Source organism: Phenylobacterium sp., assembly GCF_037189685.1.
Taxonomy (GTDB): domain Bacteria; phylum Pseudomonadota; class Alphaproteobacteria; order Caulobacterales; family Caulobacteraceae; genus Phenylobacterium.
On sequence record NZ_JBBCIT010000009.1, the window covers coordinates 12,583 to 30,146 of the forward strand.

Annotated in this window: 17 protein-coding genes; 12 read left to right on the forward strand and 5 right to left on the reverse strand. The window is 71.5% G+C overall.

The window, feature by feature from the left end; translation table 11 throughout:
• Positions 1–4 precede the first annotated feature (4 nt).
• The 4 genes from WG212_RS05970 to WG212_RS05985 all read right to left on the reverse strand — a co-directional run bounded on the left by WG212_RS05970 (position 5) and on the right by WG212_RS05985 (position 1,152).
• Positions 5–262: a hypothetical protein gene (locus WG212_RS05970; protein WP_337186165.1), complete on the reverse strand. Its 258-nt coding sequence runs from the start codon at positions 260–262 to the stop codon at positions 5–7.
• A gap of 2 nt (positions 263–264) precedes the next feature.
• On the reverse strand, positions 265–456 hold the full coding sequence (locus WG212_RS05975; protein ID WP_337186166.1) for a hypothetical protein: 192 nt from the start codon (positions 454–456) through the stop codon (positions 265–267).
• 180 nt (positions 457–636) lie between these two features.
• Positions 637–888: a hypothetical protein gene (locus WG212_RS05980; protein ID WP_337186167.1), complete on the reverse strand. Its 252-nt coding sequence runs from the start codon at positions 886–888 to the stop codon at positions 637–639.
• A gap of 54 nt (positions 889–942) precedes the next feature.
• Positions 943–1,152, reverse strand: a complete 210-nt coding sequence (locus WG212_RS05985; protein WP_337186168.1) for a cold-shock protein — start codon at positions 1,150–1,152, stop codon at positions 943–945.
• 415 nt (positions 1,153–1,567) lie between these two features.
• Here WG212_RS05985 and ileS point away from each other — a divergent pair, with 415 nt between their 5' ends.
• From ileS to WG212_RS06040, 11 genes are all read left to right on the forward strand, one after another.
• Entirely contained in the window at positions 1,568–4,504 is a 2,937-nt protein-coding gene (gene ileS, locus WG212_RS05990; RefSeq protein WP_337186169.1) for an isoleucine--tRNA ligase, read from the forward strand.
• Entirely contained in the window at positions 4,501–5,007 is a 507-nt protein-coding gene (gene lspA, locus WG212_RS05995; RefSeq protein ID WP_337186170.1) for a signal peptidase II, read from the forward strand. The genes ileS and lspA overlap by 4 nt, the downstream gene beginning before the upstream one ends.
• A gap of 182 nt (positions 5,008–5,189) precedes the next feature.
• Positions 5,190–5,759, forward strand: a complete 570-nt coding sequence (locus WG212_RS06000; protein ID WP_337186171.1) for a DUF3035 domain-containing protein — start codon at positions 5,190–5,192, stop codon at positions 5,757–5,759.
• A 177-nt stretch (positions 5,760–5,936) separates the two neighbouring features.
• Positions 5,937–8,939, forward strand: coding sequence for a YdbH domain-containing protein (locus tag WG212_RS06005; protein ID WP_337186172.1), 3,003 nt, complete (start codon positions 5,937–5,939; stop codon positions 8,937–8,939).
• A 38-nt stretch (positions 8,940–8,977) separates the two neighbouring features.
• The gene (locus WG212_RS06010) at positions 8,978–9,175 is read left to right on the forward strand and encodes a YnbE family lipoprotein (protein WP_337186173.1); all 198 of its coding nucleotides are present in this window, start codon (positions 8,978–8,980) and stop codon (positions 9,173–9,175) included.
• Between the two features lie 19 nt (positions 9,176–9,194).
• Entirely contained in the window at positions 9,195–9,557 is a 363-nt protein-coding gene (locus tag WG212_RS06015; protein WP_337186174.1) for a YdbL family protein, read from the forward strand.
• A 226-nt stretch (positions 9,558–9,783) separates the two neighbouring features.
• A complete protein-coding gene (gene rpsU / locus WG212_RS06020) occupies positions 9,784–10,017 on the forward strand; it encodes a 30S ribosomal protein S21 (RefSeq protein WP_111275467.1) in 234 nt (77 codons plus the stop codon).
• A gap of 197 nt (positions 10,018–10,214) precedes the next feature.
• Positions 10,215–12,101, forward strand: coding sequence for an ATP-dependent zinc metalloprotease FtsH (ftsH, locus tag WG212_RS06025; RefSeq protein ID WP_337186175.1), 1,887 nt, complete (start codon positions 10,215–10,217; stop codon positions 12,099–12,101).
• Positions 12,102–12,290: 189 nt separating this feature from the next.
• Complete coding sequence (locus WG212_RS06030) at positions 12,291–13,382, forward strand: aromatic ring-hydroxylating dioxygenase subunit alpha (protein WP_337186176.1); 1,092 nt, start codon at positions 12,291–12,293, stop codon at positions 13,380–13,382.
• Positions 13,370–14,236: a D-alanyl-D-alanine carboxypeptidase family protein gene (locus WG212_RS06035; RefSeq protein WP_337186177.1), complete on the forward strand. Its 867-nt coding sequence runs from the start codon at positions 13,370–13,372 to the stop codon at positions 14,234–14,236. The genes WG212_RS06030 and WG212_RS06035 overlap by 13 nt, the downstream gene beginning before the upstream one ends.
• Before the next feature lie 50 nt (positions 14,237–14,286).
• Positions 14,287–15,084, forward strand: coding sequence for an alpha/beta hydrolase (locus tag WG212_RS06040; protein ID WP_337186178.1), 798 nt, complete (start codon positions 14,287–14,289; stop codon positions 15,082–15,084).
• An 11-nt stretch (positions 15,085–15,095) separates the two neighbouring features.
• On the opposite strand, the gene WG212_RS06045 is transcribed toward WG212_RS06040, so the two are convergent.
• Complete coding sequence (locus WG212_RS06045) at positions 15,096–15,722, reverse strand: glutathione S-transferase family protein (RefSeq protein WP_337186179.1); 627 nt, start codon at positions 15,720–15,722, stop codon at positions 15,096–15,098.
• A gap of 82 nt (positions 15,723–15,804) precedes the next feature.
• On the opposite strand from WG212_RS06045, the gene WG212_RS06050 reads away from it, so the two are divergent.
• A complete protein-coding gene (locus WG212_RS06050; protein WP_337186180.1) occupies positions 15,805–17,466 on the forward strand; it encodes an acyl-CoA dehydrogenase family protein in 1,662 nt (553 codons plus the stop codon).
• The last annotated feature ends 98 nt before the right edge of the window (positions 17,467–17,564 follow it).

The window sequence follows — 17,564 nt, forward strand, 5'->3', positions numbered from 1 at the left end:
TCCATCAGCGGGCGGCGGTGATGTCCTTGATCAACGCCTGGACCTGGGCCTTGCCGCCGGCGCTCCACACCTGCCGGAGATAGGCGAGGGTGCGAGCCGCGGCCCCGTCCTGCCTCCAGTCGCAGCCGATGAAGCTGCACCCGCGGAACTCCGGCGGCTCGCCGCCGGCGTAGACGAGGCGGGAGTTGCGGAACTCGCAGTCCGTGAAGGTCTCGCCGTCGAGGGCGACGGTTTCGTGACTGTAGATGACGCCGTCGGGCATGTTCAGCTGTCCCCGGCCCGAGGATCTTTCGGGGGATCTTTCGGGGGATCTTCCGGGGAATCGGCCCGATCGGGGCTGGCGGCGCGGTCGCGATCGCGCTGCTCGCGCTTGGCGGCGGCCTTCTCCGCGACCTTGATCGCCTTCAGGCGATCCCGCTCGCGACGCTCGAAATCGTAGTTGGGCTTCCTCGCCATGAGGGCTCCTGGAGTGTCGTCGGGCCGAGCCCGGTCAGGCGCGGGCCTTGCGGCGCGCGACGGTCGGCTGGAAATCCGTGGCGGCGACGGCCGGGCGCGGCCGGAAACCCGCCCGGAGTGCCCTCTTCACGTCTGCGGACGTCGCGGCGCGCCCGGCGGATCCGGTGCGCCGGAGCTCGTTCATGCCTCCCCCGGGGAGTCGGATTCCGGAGTGTCGGACTCCGGAACCTCCGAGGTCGGGGGCGGAGAACGGTGCGCAGCGTAGGTGGCGGCGCAGATGGCCTCGAGGTGGCCCCGGATGGACCGGGGCGCCAGCAGGGCGTCAACCGCGCGGCAGCCGTCGGCCTTGAGGCGTTCCTTCAACCGCACGACATCCGGGGCGGCCCCGGCGCGGGCGAGCTGATAGGCGCGTTCGATGGTGGACGTCGTCATGTGGGGATCGCCGCCAACGGGACGCCGCCGCGGGGCGGCGGCGTCCCATCGGGGTCAGACGGACTGAAGCTGGCCGGCCGACATCTTGCCGCTGCGCTTGTCGCGTTCCAGCTCGAAGCTGACCTTCTGCCCTTCCGCGAGCGATCCGAGGCCCGCACGCTCGACGGCCGAGATATGGACGAACACGTCCGCGCTGCCGTCCTCGGGCTGGATGAAGCCGAAACCCTTGGCCGGATTGAACCACTTCACAGTGCCAATAGTCATAGAAATTTCCTTCAGATCAGGAGTGTTGGTGCGCTTCCAGGGGGAAACGGCATCAAATTTTCGGAGAGGATCGTGGGAAGTCCGGGCTCGATCCGAAGAACAAGCGTGGAGAGCAACCGAACCAAAACGGAATTTGATTTTATCTTCCTAAGCGAAAAACACCGTCGGCACCAATCAAATCGATCATGTCCCGCCACGAGGGACGCCGGGGCGCGCGACCCCGGCAGGCCGCGGCGGGCGCGAGACCGAAGGCGCCCTTGGGTTCCACGCCCGTCTCTGTTAGAGCCTCGGGCCATGACTTCGGTTCGGACGAGCCTGCGAATTATCCGCCCGGCGTGACGCCGCCGGACGTTTCTCCAGCGCGCGCCGGGTAGCACCCGCAACCTCGAACCCTCCGGACCCACTGGACAGAGTTATGGCCGACGACGCCCCCACGACCGCGCGCGACTACCGCGAGACCGTCTTCCTTCCCGAGACGCCCTTCCCCATGCGCGCGGGCCTGCCGCAGAAGGAGCCGCAGATCCTGGCGAAGTGGGCCGAGCAGGACCTGTACCACGCCCTGCGCGCCGACCGGCAGCGGGCGGGCGCACCGCTGTTCGTGCTGCATGACGGACCGCCGTACGCCAACGGCGCCATCCACATCGGGCACGCGCTCCAGAAGACGCTGAAGGACTTCGTGATCCGCTCGCGCTTCCTGCTGGGCTACGACGTCGACTACGTGCCCGGCTGGGACTGCCACGGCCTGCCGATCGAGTGGAAGATCGAGGAGGAGCTGCGCGCCAAGGGCCGCCGCAAGGACGAAGTCGACAAGGCCGAGTTCCGCAAGCTGTGCCGCGACTACGCCGCCCACTGGCTGGAGGTGCAGAAGCAGGGCTTCAAGCGCCTGGGGGTCATCGGCGACTGGGAGAACCGCTACGCCACGATGGACTTCTCGAGCGAGGCCGCGATCGTGGCCGAGTTCCACAAGTTCGTCGCCTCGGGCCAGCTCTACCGCGGGTCCAAGCCGGTCATGTGGAGCCCGGTGGAGCGCACCGCCCTGGCCGACGCCGAGGTGGAGTACCACGACCATGTCAGCCCCACGGTCTGGGTGAAATTCCCCGTCACCGAGGGCAGCGACGCGGCGCGCGGCGCCAGCGTGGTGATCTGGACGACCACGCCCTGGACGATCCCGGCCAACCGCGCCGTCAGCTACAACGAGGCCGTCGCCTATTCGGTCTACGAGGTCGAGGCGATGGAGACGGGGCTGGAGTTCGAGCCCTGGGCCCGGCCGGGCGACCGGCTGATCGTCGCCGACAAGCTGTCCGGCGAGGTCTTCAAGGCCGCGAAGATCGCGCAGGCCCGCCGGATCGAGCCCGTCGACTGCCAGGGCATGGTCTGCGAACACCCGCTGGCCAACCTGGACCCGCACTACCGGTTCGGCGTGCCGCTGCTGGCGGGCGATCACGTCACCGACGACGCCGGCACGGGCTTCGTCCACACCGCGCCGGGTCATGGGGCGGACGACTATCTGGTCTGGCTGGCGCACGGCCATCGCGAGATCCCCGAGACGGTCGATCCCGACGGCGCCTACTACCCGCATGTGGCCCTGTTCGGGGGCCTGAAGGTGCTGGAGACCGAGGGCAAGAAGGCCGGGAAGTTCGGCCCGGCCAATCCGGCCGTGATAGAGAAGCTGATCGAGGCCGGGCGCCTGCTGGCGCGGGGCCGGATGGAGCACAGCTATCCGCATTCCTGGCGCTCGAAGGCGCCGGTGATCTTCCGCAACACGCCCCAGTGGTTCATCCGCATGGACGAGCCGGTGGAGACGCCGCAGCTCGGGGGCCGGACCCTGCGCGAGGCGGCGCTGGAGGCGATCGAGGCCACGACGTTCCATCCGGCGGGGGGCAAGAACCGCATCCGCGCGATGGTGGAGAGCCGCCCCGACTGGCTGATCAGCCGCCAGCGGGCGTGGGGCGCGCCCCTGGCCATGTTCGTGGACAAGGACACGGGCCAGCCGCTGCACGATCCCGAGGTGGACCGCCGGATCGTCGAGGCCATCGCCGCCGAGGGCGCCGACGCCTGGTTCGATCGCCCGGTCACCGACTTCCTGGGCGCCCACGACCCCGAGCGCTACGAGAAGGTCGAGGACATCCTGGACGTCTGGTTCGACTCGGGCTCGACCCACGCCTTCACGCTGGAGGGCCGCGCCCACACCCGATGGCCGGCCGATCTCTACCTCGAAGGGTCGGACCAGCACCGCGGCTGGTTCCAGAGTTCGCTGCTGGAAAGCTCGGGCACGCGCGGACGCGCGCCGTATGACGCCATCCTCACCCACGGCTTCACCATGGACGAGCACGGCGAGAAGATGTCGAAGTCCAAGGGCAACACCGTCGATCCCGAGGTGGTGATCCGCGAGAGCGGGGCCGAGATCATCCGCATGTGGGCGGCGATGATCGACTATGCCGACGACAGCCGGATCGGGAAGACGATCCTCCAGACCACGTCCGACGCCTATCGCAAGCTGCGCAACACCGTCCGCTACATGCTGGGCGCCCTGGCCGACTTCTCGCCCGACGAGGCGGTCGAGCTGGACCAGATGCCGCCGCTGGAGCGCTACATCCTGCACCGGCTGTGGGAACTCGACGGCCAGGTGCGCGCCGCCTACGAGGCCTACCTGTTCCAGGACGTGATCCGGCCGGTGCTGGACTTCTGCCAGAACGAGCTGTCGGCGCTGTTCTTCGACATCCGCCGCGACAGCCTCTACTGCGATCAGCCCGACGCGCTCCGTCGCCGTGCGGCGCGCACGGTGATGGATGCCGCCTTCGAGCGGCTGACGGCGTGGCTCAGCCCGCTGATCCCGTTCACGATGGAGGAGGCCTGGCTGACCCGTTTCCCCGAGGCGCATTCCAACGCCCTGCGGGTCATCCCCGTCACGCCGGCCGCGTGGCGCGACGACGCCGAGGCCGACCGCTGGGCCAGGGTCCAGAAGGTGACGTCCGTGGTCACGGGCGCGCTGGAGATCGAGCGGCGCGAGAAACGCCTCGGCGCCGCTCTGGAAGCCGCCCCGCGCGTCCATGTGGCCGACGCCGGCCTGCTGGCCGCCTTCGAGGGGCTGGACGCCGCCGAGGTGTTCCGCACCAGCCAGGCGACCCTGGTCGCGGGTGACGGGCCGGCCGGCGCGTTCCGCCTTCCCGAGGCGCCCGGCGTGGCCGTCGAGCCGCTGAAGGCCGAGGGCCGGAAGTGCGCGCGGTCCTGGCGCATCCTGCCCGAGGTGGGGACCGACCCCCGCTACCCGGACCTGTCGCTGCGCGACGCCGACGCCGTCGCCGCCTGGGACGCGGCCAGGGACGCAGCCAGGGACGCGGCGCAGGCATGACCGAGGCCGCCGCACCCGCGCGCGGGATCACGGCGTGGGGCCGGCGCGCCTACGCCGTCGCCGCCGCGACCGTGATCCTGGATCAGCTCACCAAGTACTGGATCGTTTCGATCCTGGCGCTGCCGGTGGGGGCGACCGTCGAGGTCTTCTGGCCGCTTCAGTGGACCCGGATCTGGAACGAGGGCGTCAGCTTCGGCCTCTTCCAGGCCCGGCACGACCTGATGCGCTGGGCGATGGTGGCGTTCAGCGTCGTGGTGGGCGTGACCCTGGCCGTCTGGGCGCGGAAGCAGACCCGGTGGCTTCCCGCCGTCGGCCTGGGCCTCATCGTGGGGGGCGCGCTGGGCAACGCCGTCGACCGGGCGCTGTTCGGGGCGGTGATCGACTTCATCGACGTCTCGCGCCTGGGGTTCTTCCCCTGGATCTTCAACGTGGCCGACAGCGGCATCACCGTGGGCGTCATCCTGATCCTGCTGGACAGCTTCCGCCGCGAGCCGCCGGCCTGAAGGCGCGCCAGCGCCCCGAAGAACACCGCCGGGGCGCGGGACCATCGGTCGCCGTTGGCGCGGGCGTCCGGTTGCGCTATTCGGAATCACGAAAGCGTCCGACCGCCGTTTTCCGGCCACGGGACGGGCGCAGGCTGGAAGAACAAGGCGCAGGTCCGCGCCGCAGGAGTCGTCCGAGGTCCATGAGCTTCAATCGCGTGATCGTGACCGCCGGCATGGCCGCGGCCGCCCTGGCCGCAACGGGCGGCCTGGCCGGGTGCCAGTCGACCCAGAAGGCGCTGGGCATGTCCAAGGTGACCCCCGACGAGTTCCGGGTGGTGACCAAGGCTCCGCTGGTGGTGCCGCCCGACTATGCGCTGCGTCCGCCGGCGCCCGGCGAGCCGCGCCCTCAGGAGCTTCAGCCCGAGAGCGCCGCGCGCAACGCCCTGCTGGGCCAGCGTGAAGGCGAGCAGCGGTCCGACGGCGAGAAGCTGCTGGTGGCCAAGGCCGGCGCCGACCGCGCCGACCCGCTGGTGCGCTATGTGGTCGACGACGAGTTCGGCGGCATCGCGCACAAGGAGAAGACCTTCGCCGACCGGGTGATGTTCTGGCGCGGCGGCGGCTCGTCGGCGCCGGCCCAGTCGGGCCTGGACGGCACGAACGCCCCGATCGACGCCGCCGCCGAGGCCGAGCGCGTGAAGTCCCTGACCGGCGACAAGCCGATCGTCATCCAGCGCGGCGGCCAGTCCCGCATCAAGCTTCCCGGCCTCTGAGTCCCCCAGGCCCTGCGTCCCGTCCCGGGAGGGGAGTCACGGGCCACGCGGCGACGGGTCGACCGGTAGGCATCCTCGCGTCCACCCCGCCCCGGCGCGGGTTTCCGGGCGCCCGCCGCATCCAATCGGCCGCAACTGCGCTATCAAGGCTCGACCATTGCGCCGAGCCGCCCGCCCTTGACTGAAGCCGCCCCTGCGAAATCCCGGCCCCTGCGCCTCGTGCTGGCGCTGGCGGGTGTGGCGCTCGTGCTGGCGGCGGGCCTCACCTGGCTCAACCGGAAGGCCCTGGCGCGCGAGGCGCTGACCGGCTGGCTGCGTTCGAAAGGGGTCGCCTCCAGGGTCGAGGTGCAGGAGATCGGCCCCGGCCGGTTCGCGGCCCGGCTCTGGGTGGGCGATCCCGAGCAGCCCACCTTCCGCGCGGACCAGGTGGATGTCCGCTACCATCTGGGCCTGGGCGGGCTGAACGTCCGCTCGATCGCCCTGCGCCAGCCCGAGCTCCGCGCGGCCTTCCGGAACGGCCAGTTGCGGATGGGGCCGCTGGACCCCCTGGTGAAGGAATTCCTGAGCCGCCCGCCCCGTCCCGACGCGACCCAGCCGCGGATCGACGTGGACGGCGGCGTGCTCGTGCTGGACACCGACTACGGTCCGGTGCGCGCCGTGGCCGACGCCCGCGTGGAGGACGGCCGGCTCCGGAGCCTCAGCGCGACCACGGCGCCGGCCCGGCTGCGCGGCCCCGGCTTCGAGGTGGCGACGGGCGCGGGGACGGTGCGCGAGGTCACCCGCGCCGACCGTATCGACCTCTCGGCCAGCCTGCCGCTGGCCACCGCCCGGATCGGCGAGGCCGGGCTGGCGGACGGGCGGGTCGTCCTGACCCTCCAGGCGCCCTACCCCGACCTCAAGACCCGCAAGGGCGACGGGGCCGTCAGCGCACGCCTCGAACTCGCGGCGGCGTCCGCCGAGGGGACAGGGCGTCGGCTGTCGGACGCCACGCTGACGGCGACGTTCGCGGGCCGGGCGCAGGGCTGGATCCAGGACCTGGCCGTGGCGGGACGACTGAACGCCGAAGCCGCGGCGGCGCGCGTCTCGGCGCCCGAGGGCAAGGCTGAACGCCTGGAGATCGCTCTCGCATCGGACGCCCTGCGGTGGACCCGCGCAGGCGGAGACAAGGTGAGCGGGCCGGTCGTGACCCAGGCCAAGGCCGGGCGCGTCACGGCGGCCGACCTCGACCTGGAGGCGATCGTTGTCGAGGCCCGGGGTCCGGTCGAAGCCTCCCCGGGCGGCGTGAAGGCCGACCTGACCACCGCGCTGGAGGCCCGGGGGGCCTGGCGTGGCCTCGGGCCGGCCGTCGCGGGCGACAGCGCCGAGGTCGCCGCGATGAAGCGCGCCGCGCGGGATGTCCGGCTGAGCGCGCCGGCGGTCCGCGCCCGGCTGGACGGGGCGCGCCTGACGGTCGCCCTGGACCAGCCCGTCCAGGCCGTTTCGGCCAGCGGCGCGGTCGCAAGGCTATCCGCCCGGCGCGCCGGGGCGCCCGTCTTCGGCCCGGACGGCGGGGCCTTCGTGCTGGCGGTGAAGGGCGGCGGCCTGCCGCAGGTGGACGCCGACGTCGCGCGCGTGACGTCGACCGGGGACGGGGCCGTGCTCGATGGCCGGGTGCGGGCCGCCGGCTCGTTCGGGTTCCTGCGGCAGGGAAGGATGGACGCCTCGGGCCGGCTGACCCTGGCCGGCGGGAGCCTGAGCTTCGCCGCCGACCGTTGTGTCGCCATCGGCGCCGCGGAGCTGGATTTCGGCGCCAACGACATCACCGAGCTGGCCGGCCGGTTGTGCCCAACGGGCGGGCCGGTCTTCGCGATGCGCGGCGGCGGCTGGCGCGTGGCGGGCCGCGCCGAAGGGGTGCGGGCGGCCGCGCCCTTCGTCCAGGGCCTGGTGACCGACGGGGCCGGCCGGGTGCTGGCGGAAGGCCGCGGCGCCGACGTGACGGCCCGGATCGACGTGACCTCCGCGCGCCAGGAGGACCTCGCGCCCGAGCGGCGGTTCAATCCCTTCCTGATGGACGGCCAGGTGACGCTGTCCGAGTTCATCTGGCGCGCCGACCTCGCCTTCCGCCGCCCCGACGGTGCGCCGCTGGGAACGGCCCTGATCACCCAGGACGGGCGCCTCGGCCTGGGCGTCGCGGTCATCGAGACCGAGACGCTGGCCTTCTCGGAGGGCGGGCTCCAGCCGGCCGACCTCTCGCCCTTGGCCGACGCGGTCGGCGCGCCGGCGATCGGGTCGGCGAAGTTCTCGGGGCGATTCGACTGGTCGCCCGAGGGCTCGGCCAGCTCGGGCGTCGTCAGCATCCCGGGCCTCGACTTCCGCAGCCCCGCGGGGCCGGTGAAGGGGCTGCGGGGCCAGATCGCCTTCTCCAGCCTGGCGCCGCTCAAGGCCGCGCCCGGACAGGAGCTGGTGGTGGACGAGGTCCAGTCCATGGTCATGCTGAGCGCGCTGCGCGCGCGCTTCGAACTGGCCGACAACCTGCTCAAGGTCGAGGGCGGCGAGGCGACGGTCGGCGGCGGCAAGGTGCGGGTCGAGACGCTGGAGGTGCCGCTGGCCCCGGGCGCGCCGACCCGAGGCGTACTGATCGTCGAGGGCGTGCAGCTCCGCGAGATCGTCGAGGCCTCGCCGTTCGGCGACAAGGTGGACCTGGACGCCAAGGTCAGCGGCCGAATCCCGTTCGAGATGGCCGGCTCGCGCATCCGCATCTCGGGCGGCGAGCTCAAGGCCGACCAGCCGGGCCGGCTGTCGATCGACCGCGCGGCCCTGACAGGCGTCGCCGCCGGCGGGGCGCCGGCCAGCGCCGCGCCGCCCGGCGCGCCCGACCCCAACGAGACGTTCACCGACTTCGCCTACCAGGCCATGGAGAACCTGGCCTTCCAGACCCTGGACCTGACGCTCGCCAGCCGGGACGACGGGCGCCTGGGCCTCCTGTTCCATATCGTGGGCCGCCACGATCCTCCGCGGAAGCAGGAGATCCGCCTGACCCTGATGGACCTGATCCAGCGCCGCTTCCTGGGCCGCAAACTGCCGCTGCCCTCGGGGACCGGCGTGAACCTGACCCTCGACACCACATTGAACCTGGACGATCTCGTCTCGGACTGGATGGACTTCCAGAAGGCGCGCAGTTCAGGTCCCGTTCAGCCGTGAAGCTTCAGATTCGGAGACATGATGAGGAATATCGCCCCATGAGGATCGCCGCCGCCAAGGCCATCGCCCTCCCCGCGCTGGCCAGCCTGGCGCTCGCGGGCCTTTCGGCCTGCGCCCCGACCGTGCGGGTCGAGGTCGCGCCCATCACCATCTATGCGAAGCTGGACGCCAACGTCCGGCTGCAACTGGACGAGGACGTGAAGGCCCTCATCCAGAAGAACCCCAACCTCTTCTGACGGGAGAGGAGACCGACAGATGCAAAAGACCGATTTCTTCAACGTAGGCGCCGCCGTCCTGGCCGCCCTCGCCCTCGCACAGCCGGCGGTCGCCCAGTCGGCCAACAGCAAGTCCGTGGTCGACGCCGCCAAGGCTCAGGGCGTCGTCGGCGAGCAGGCCGACGGCTTCCTGGGCTTCGTGAAGCCGGCGTCCGACCCCGCGATCCAGGCGGCGGTGGCCGAGATCAACGCCGGCCGCGCCCAGCTCTATCGCGAGGCCGCGGCCAAGAACGGCGTGTCCGAGGCCGCGGCGGGCGCATCGGCCTACAACACGGTCGTCCAGTCGCTCCTGAAGCCGGGCGAGTACTACAAGCCTGCGGGCGGGGCCTGGACCCGGAAGTAGGGTTTTGGACCCCGGCGGCGCGGGCGCCCGCCTTCCAGGCGGCGCTCGCCGCCGCGCGTCCTTTGGCGGTCCTACGCAGAGCGAGTCCCGTGGACACCGACCATCGCTTCTGGTATCAGCCCGCCCTCAAACCCGAAGGGTAACACCTTCGGGCGATCCATTTTTGCACGCTCGCCGCCTTTCAGCCGGCGGAGGCGGGCGGCTAGCGTAGGCAGGAGAGGTTCCTCTGGTTCAGATTTTCGTCCGCGACAACAACGTCGATCAGGCCCTCAAGGCGCTGAAGAAGAAGATGCAGCGCGAAGGCTCGTTCCGCGAGATGAAGCGGCACGTCCACTACGAAAAGCCCTCCGAGAAGCGCGCGCGCCAGAAGGCCGAAGCCGTTCGCCGCGCCCGGAAGCTGGCTCGCAAGCGCGCCCAGCGCGAAGGCCTGATCGCCGCGCCGAAGAAGCCGTCGCGGTAAGTCCTTTGGGCCACTACGGGCCTAAAAGCTGGCACGAATGATGCTTATCTGAAGGGCTGCGCCGCCGGCGCGGCCCTTTTTGCGTATCTGGTCATGCCGCGGTGTAGGGTCGCGGCGTCAATGCGCCGAATGGCATGTCGTCGGTCGGCGTCCTATCTGTGGTCTGACATGCGCCGCTTACCTGGGAACGGTCGTTTATGAACATGCGCACTCTCGTCATCTGGGGCGTCGTCGTCGTCGCCCTGGTCGGCCTCTACAGCATGATGGCCGGCGGCAGCCGCGCCAGCGCCCAGGCCGCCGAGGTCACCTATTCGCAGCTCCTCCGGAAGGTGGATTCCGGCGAGGTGAAGAAGGCGATCATCCGCGGGCCGGTGGTCGAGGTGACCGACCAGTCCAACCGCACGTTCTCGACCGTCACGCCCAGCAACCAGGACGACCTCGTCCGCCGGCTCGAACAGCAGGGCGCCGACATCTCGGTCAAGGGCAGCGGCGGCAATCTTCTGACCAGCCTGTTCCTCAACATGCTGCCGATCCTGCTGCTCATCGGCGTGTGGATCTTCTTCATGCGCCAGATGCAGGGCGGGGCGCGCGGGGCGATGGGCTTCGGCAAGTCGAAGGCGCGCCTGCTGACCGAGAACAAGAACCGCGTCACCTTCGAGGACGTGGCCGGCGTGGACGAGGCCAAGGAGGAGTTGCAGGAGGTCGTGGACTTCCTGAAGGACCCCCAGAAGTTCCAGCGCCTGGGCGGCAAGATCCCCAAGGGCGCGCTGCTGATCGGCCCGCCCGGCACGGGCAAGACCCTGATCGCCCGCGCCGTCGCCGGCGAGGCGGGGGTGCCCTTCTTCACCATCTCGGGCTCGGACTTCGTGGAGATGTTCGTCGGCGTCGGCGCCAGCCGCGTGCGCGACATGTTCGAACAGGCCAAGAAGAACGCGCCCTGCATCATCTTCATCGACGAGATCGACGCGGTCGGCCGCCATCGCGGCGCGGGCCTGGGCGGCGGCAACGACGAGCGCGAGCAGACGCTGAACCAGCTCCTGGTCGAGATGGACGGCTTCGAGGCGAACGAGGGGATCATCCTCATCGCCGCCACCAACCGCCCCGACGTGCTGGACCCGGCCCTGCTGCGCCCCGGCCGCTTCGACCGCCAGGTCGTGGTGCCCAATCCCGACATCAACGGCCGCGAGCGCATCCTGCGCGTCCACATGAAGAACGTGCCCCTGGCCGCCGACGTGGACGTCAAGATCGTGGCCCGCGGCACCCCCGGCTTCTCGGGCGCCGACCTGGCCAACCTGGTCAACGAAGCCGCCCTGATGGCCGCCCGCAAGAACCGCCGCATGGTCACCATGCGCGACTTCGAGGACGCCAAGGACAAGGTCATGATGGGCGCCGAGCGCCGCTCGATGGTCATGACCGAGGACGAGAAGAAGCTGACCGCCTACCATGAGGGCGGCCACGCCCTGGTGGCGCTGAACGTCCCGGCCACCGACCCGGTGCACAAGGCCACGATCATCCCGCGCGGCCGCGCGCTGGGCATGGTCATGCAGCTCCCCGAACGCGACAAGTTCTCGATGAGCTACGAGCAGATGACCTCGCGCCTGGCCATCCTGTTCGGCGGCCGCGTGGCCGAGGAGATCATCTTCGGCAAGGAGAAGATCACCTCGGGCGCCAGCTCCGACATCAGCCAGGCCACCAAGCTGGCCCGGGCGATGGTCACCAAGTGGGGCTTCTCCGAGCGTCTCGGCTCGGTGGAATACGGCGAGAACCAGGAGGAGGTCTTCCTCGGCCACTCGGTCGCGCGCAACCAGAACGTCTCGGAAGAAACCGCCAAGATCATCGACGAGGAGGTCCGCGGTCTCGTGGAGGCCGGCGAGAGCGAGGCCCGCCGCATCCTGACCGAGAAGATCGAGTCCCTACACGTCCTGGCCAAGTCGCTGCTGGAGTACGAGACCCTGAGCGGCGAGGAGATCGTCCAGGTGCTGAACGGCGTCGCGCCCACCCGCACTGACGCCGACGTCCGCAAGCCTGCCGGTCCTGCGGTGGCGGTGCCCATCTCGCCCCGGCCCAGCGCCGAGCCGGCGTAGCGTCCGGAAACGAAACGATCACGGGCGGTCGCTGCGAGGCGGCCGCCCTTTTCGTTGGGCCACCCTTTTCGTTGGGCCGGGGGGACAGCGGCTTGGAGCGGCCCCCGTTTCGTGGCGAAATGGCCCTCTCGGCCCCGCGTTCCGGTTCCGGGAATTCACCGCAAGAGCGACCGCAGCCCATGGAAGTAGATGCCCGACGGTGAACCGCGCACGGTCCGCGCCGACGCCCGGTTCGGCCAGGGGTTCCTGACCGACACCTGGTACCTGGCCGCGCTGGGCCGCGACTTCAAGCCGGGCCGGCCCATCCACATGGACCTGTTGGGCGAGCCGGTGGTGCTGGGCCGCTCGCCCGGCGGCCAGCTCTTCGCCCTGCGCGACGTCTGCCCGCACCGCGCCGCGCCGCTGTCGGCCGGCGCCTTCCACCGCGATTCCTTCGGGGTGGAGAGCATCGCCTGCCCCTATCACGGCTGGCGTTTCCGGGCCGACGGCGCCTGTTCGGCGATCCCCTCGCTGACCGCCGACCAGGCGATGGACGTGGGCCGCATCCGTGTGCGCCGCTATCCCGTCGTGGAAAGCCAGGGCCTGATCTTCGTCTGGGCCGGCGGCGCGCCCGACGGCGAGCCCGACCACGAGCCGCCGACCTTCCCCGGCGTGGTGGGCGGCGCCCCCAAGCTGGTGGACCGCATGGTCTTCGACGCCCACATCGACCAGGCGGTGGTGGGGTTGATGGACCCGGCGCACGGCCCCTATGTGCATCGCCAGTGGTGGTGGCGGACGGCGGCCAGCATGCACGACAAGGAAAAGCGGTTCGAACCGCGCGAGGCCGGTTTCGCCATGGTGCGGCATGCCCCGTCCAGCAACAGCCGCGCCTACGCCATCCTGGGCGGCCGGCCCGAGACCGAGATCGTCTTCCGCCTGCCGGGCCTGCGCTGGGAGCATGTGACCGTGGGCCGGCGGCAGGTGCTGTCCCTCACCGGCCTGACGCCGCTGGACGCCGGACGAACTCAGGTGACGCAGATCGTCTGGTCCGACCACCCGGCGCTGGGCCTCCTCAAGCCGGTCGTGGGCGTGATGGCGCGCACGTTCCTGCGCCAGGACGCGCACATGGTGGAACTTCAGAACCAGGGGCTGAAGCACGACCCGACCCTGCTGTGGATCGACGACGCCGACCGCCAGGCCAAGTGGTACCAGGCGCTGAAACGCGAATGGGCGGCGAGCCGGCGCGAGGGCCGGCCGTTCGAGAATCCCGTCAAGCCGGCGACGCTGCGGTGGCGCAGCTAGGCCGGCGCCTAGCCGCCATCGCCGTGCCGGCCGTGCTGGCCGTGGTGGTGGCCGGCGTGCTGGGCGCGGTGTTCGGAGCCGGCGCGGCGCGGGCGGCCGAGGCGTGCCGCGCCCCGGGCTGGACGGCCGCCGCCGAGGTCAACGCCGGCTCGCTGGAGACCCTGGCCTGGGCGCCCTTCGGGCGCGCGGAGACCGGCTGGGCCGCCTATGCGCCGGCGCTGTCACACGCGCTGGCGACACGATGCCCGCCGGGCAGCGAGGGCTTCGCCGCCGCGCTCGCGGCCTGGCAGGAGCGCGAGGGCCTGCCGGCCGACGGCCTGATGACGCCCGCGGCCTTCGAGGCCTTCCGCGTCCGGTCCCAGGCGGCCCGGCCGTTCGTGGCCCGGGTGGCGGCCGGCGACTGTCCCGAGACCGCCGAGGTGATCGCCGCCGTCCCGCCCGCCGAGGCCCTGGGCGACAAGGCCGTGTGGGCGCATCCCGCGGCGCTGGCCGCCTGGCGGCGCATGGTCGCCGCCGCCCGCGACGAGGAGCCGGCCATCGCCGCCGACCTGGATGCGCTGCGCCCCTTCTCCGGCTATCGCAGCCCGACGCTGGACGCCGCGCGCTGCGTGGCCGAGGGGAACTGCGACGGGATCGCCCGCGCCCGCTGCTCGGCGCACCGCACCGGCATGGCGCTGGACCTCTACGTCGGTCACGCGGAGGGTTTCAGCGCCGATTCCACCGCCGCGCCCAGCCGCCGCCACATGAGCGGGACCGCCGCCTACGGCTGGCTGGTGGCGAACGCCGGCCGCTTCGGCTTCGTGAACTACCTGTTCGAGCCCTGGCACTGGGAGTGGACGGGGCGCGCGCCCTGACGTTGCGTCCAGTGGACGGCGAGGCCTCAGCGGCCTTACGGTCGCGCCTCATGGCCAGCATCACCCTGAACGGCGTCACCCTCGCCTACGACGACATCGTCCCGCCGGGCGGCGCGCAGCGCACCGTGCTGCTCCTGCACGGCTTCGCGTCCAACCGGGCCGAGGGCTGGAAGCGCACCGGCTGGTACACGGCCTTCGAACGGCGCGGGACGCGGGTGATCGCCCTGGACCAGCGCGGCCACGGCGAGAGCGAGAAGAGCCACGATCCCGCCGCCTACGGCCGCCAGAACCTGGCCGCCGACGCCCTGGCGCTGCTGGACCACCTGGGCGTCGGGCGCTGCGACGTGTTCGGCTATTCCATGGGCACGCGCACGGCGATGCAGCTCGCCCTGGACGCCCCGGACCGGGTCTCGAACCTGGTTCTGGGCGGCGTCGGCGGAAAGCTGTTCGATCCGCCGCGGCCCGGGGCCGCCGAGGCGATGGCCCAGGCCATGGGGACGGACGACCCCGAGACCATCGAGAACGACTTCCTGAAGAGCTTCCGCCACTTCGCCGACGAACAGGGCGAGGACCGCCAGGCCCTCGCCGCCTCGTCGGCCGCCGTGAGTCCGCCGCTGGACCGCGCGGCGCTGGGCCGGCTTCCCATGCCGGTGCTGGTCGTGGCCGGCGCCTGGGACGACCTGGCGGGCGACCCGGCCGAACTGGCCGCCGTCTTCCCCCATGGCAAGGGCAAGACGCTCCCCGGCTGCGACCATTTCTCGGCCATCCCGCACGGGTCGTTGAAGGCGGCGGTCTTCGATTTCCTGGACGGCATTCCCGACGAGGACGACTTCCCGCCGTTCGAGTGATCCCGAAGGGGCTATCGCGCGTAGCTGTAGGCGCCGCCCTTCTCCAGGGCCGCCTTGTAGGCCGGGCGGGCCTGGAAGCGTTTCACCCAGGCCTCGATGTTCGGATGCTGCGGCCAGCGGCCGAAGACGCCGGCGATCTCGCCCACGAAGCTCAGGTTGATGTCGGCGCCGGTGATCCCGTCGCCCAGCAGCCAGTCGCGCCCCGCGAGGGACCGGTCGATGTAGCCCAGGTGGTTGGCCAGCTCGCTCTCGATGCGCGGCTGCAGCGGCGCGGCCGCCTCGCCCAGGCGGCCCGTGTAGAGCATCAGCATCAGCGGCAGCATCGCCGAGCCCTCGGCGTAGTGGAGCCACTGGCTATAGGCTTCGTAGGCGTCCGTGCCGGCCGCCGGGATCAGCCGCCCGCCGCCATGCCGGCGCAGGATGTAGTCCACGATCGCCCCGGATTCGTGGACGGTGCGCCCTCCGTCGGTGATCACGGGCGACTTGCCCAGCGGGTGGACCGCCGTCAGCTCGGGCGGCGCCAGGCGCGTGACCGCGTCCCGCGCGTAGAACCGGATTTCGTACGGGGTTCCCAGTTCCTCCAGCAGCCAGAGAATCCGCTGCGAGCGGGAATCGTTCAGGTGGTGAACCACGAGCATGGGGCGTTTCCTCGGATTTTTCAGGAGCCACAGCAGCACGTCGGCCTGACCTGACGCAACGCAAGCGTGGCATAAGGCCGGCATGAGCGCCGCGACGACGACCTTGATCCTGCCCGACCTGACCCAGGTCCTGGACGATGCAGCCGCCGAGGCGGCCAGCCTGGCGGCCGCGATCCGAAACGCGGTGATGGGGCGGGTGCGCCACGACGGCCGCGTGGACCGCGCCGCGGTCGACGCCGAACAGCATGCGGCGCACGGCCTGGCCTGGGCCGCGGCCTACGCCGAGACGCTGCGCCAGACCGCCGCCTGGGCCCGCGCGCTGGAGGCGGAGGGGCGGCTCACCGAGGCCGAGGCCCTGCCCGCCCAGCTCCTGGCGCACGAATACCTGAGCCAGCTCCAGGGCGGCGTGCCGATGAACCAGGGCGAGATCTTCCGTCCCGCCGACGTCTTCGCCCCCGCCGAGCGGCTGAGCCATATCCTGGGCCGGCTGCGGCCCGGCGCGTCGCAGGCGGTGAAGCACCGGATCGTCGAGCTGCTGGAGCAGGCCCGCGGGGGACCCTCGCTGGAGGCCAGCGGCCTGGACGAGACCCTCGAGGCCATCCGCGACCAGTTCCACGCCTTCACCGAGGAGAAGATCGTCCCCCACGCCCACGGCTGGCACATGCGCGACGAACTGATTCCGCTGTCGCTGCTGCGGGAGCTGGGAGACCTGGGCGTCTTCGGCCTGACCGCGCCCGAGGCCTGGGGCGGCTCGGGGCTGGGCAAGGTGGCCATGTGCGTCGTGTCGGAGGCCCTGTCGCGGGGCTGGATCGGCACGGGATCGCTGGGCACCCGCTCCGAGATCGCCGCCGAGCTGATCCTGGCGCACGGCACGCCGGCCCAGAAGGCGCGCTTCCTGCCGGGCATCACCGCCGGGACGACCATCCCCACGGCCGTCTTCACCGAACCCGAGGCGGGGTCCGACCTGGGAAGCCTGCGCACGCGCGCGGTGCGCGAGGGCGACGTCTGGAAGATCTACGGCGCCAAGACCTGGATCACGCACGCGGCCCGCGCCGACCTGATGACCCTGCTGGTCCGCACCGACCCCGACAAGAAGGACCACCGGGGGCTGTCGATGTTCCTGGCCGAGAAGCCCCGCGGGACCGAGGGCCAGCCCTTCCCAGCCCCGGGCATGACCGGCGGCGAGATCGCCGTCATCGGCTATAGGGGCATGAAGGAGTACGAGATCGGCCTCGATGGCTTCGAGGTCCCCCACGCCAACCTGCTGGGCGGACAGGAGGGCCAGGGTTTCGTCCAACTCATGGCCACCTTCGAGAGCGCCCGCATCCAGACCGCCGCCCGCGCCCTGGGCGTGGCGCAGAACGCCCTGGACCTGGCCCTGGACTACGCCCTGACCCGCCGGCAGTTCGGCGAGCCGATCGCCCGCTTCCCGCGCGTGGCCAACAAGCTGGCGATGATGGCGGCCGAAATCCTGGGCGCGCGCCGCCTCGCCTGGTTCGCCGCCCGCGCGAAGGACGAGGGCCGCCGCTGCGACCTCGAAGCCGGGATGGCCAAGCTCACCGCCGCCCGTATCGCCTGGGCCGCCGCCGACAACGCCGTGCAGATCCACGGCGGAACCGGCTTCGCGGTCGAGACCCCGATCAGCCGCGTCCTGGCCGACGCCCGCATCCTCAACATCTTCGAGGGCGCCGGCGAAATCCAGGCCCAGGTCATCGCGAGGCGCCTGCTGGAAGGCGCCAACTGACTCCGCGCCAAAGGCGCTGGGACAGCGTGGGAGGGTGGCGTCGTCGATCGACGGCGTCTGCGACATGTCGCGGCCTTCCTCTGAGCACGACGGGCATG

Bases quoted from the DNA above. Each gene is read 5' to 3' on its own strand.
- WG212_RS05980 (WP_337186167.1), bottom strand. From the start codon at position 888: ATGACGACGTCCACCATCGAACGCGCCTATCAGCTCGCCCGCGCCGGG.
- WG212_RS06030 (WP_337186176.1), top strand. From the start codon at position 12,291: ATGCCCGACGGTGAACCGCGCACGGTCCGCGCCGACGCCCGGTTCGGC.
- WG212_RS05975 (WP_337186166.1), bottom strand. From the start codon at position 456: ATGGCGAGGAAGCCCAACTACGATTTCGAGCGTCGCGAGCGGGATCGC.
- lspA (WP_337186170.1), top strand. From the start codon at position 4,501: ATGACCGAGGCCGCCGCACCCGCGCGCGGGATCACGGCGTGGGGCCGG.
- WG212_RS06045 (WP_337186179.1), bottom strand. From the start codon at position 15,722: ATGCTCGTGGTTCACCACCTGAACGATTCCCGCTCGCAGCGGATTCTC.
- WG212_RS06050 (WP_337186180.1), top strand. From the start codon at position 15,805: ATGAGCGCCGCGACGACGACCTTGATCCTGCCCGACCTGACCCAGGTC.
- WG212_RS06015 (WP_337186174.1), top strand. From the start codon at position 9,195: ATGCAAAAGACCGATTTCTTCAACGTAGGCGCCGCCGTCCTGGCCGCC.
- WG212_RS06000 (WP_337186171.1), top strand. From the start codon at position 5,190: ATGAGCTTCAATCGCGTGATCGTGACCGCCGGCATGGCCGCGGCCGCC.
- WG212_RS05970 (WP_337186165.1), bottom strand. From the start codon at position 262: ATGCCCGACGGCGTCATCTACAGTCACGAAACCGTCGCCCTCGACGGC.
- WG212_RS05985 (WP_337186168.1), bottom strand. From the start codon at position 1,152: ATGACTATTGGCACTGTGAAGTGGTTCAATCCGGCCAAGGGTTTCGGC.
- WG212_RS06010 (WP_337186173.1), top strand. From the start codon at position 8,978: ATGAGGATCGCCGCCGCCAAGGCCATCGCCCTCCCCGCGCTGGCCAGC.
- WG212_RS06040 (WP_337186178.1), top strand. From the start codon at position 14,287: ATGGCCAGCATCACCCTGAACGGCGTCACCCTCGCCTACGACGACATC.
- ftsH (WP_337186175.1), top strand. From the start codon at position 10,215: ATGAACATGCGCACTCTCGTCATCTGGGGCGTCGTCGTCGTCGCCCTG.
- ileS (WP_337186169.1), top strand. From the start codon at position 1,568: ATGGCCGACGACGCCCCCACGACCGCGCGCGACTACCGCGAGACCGTC.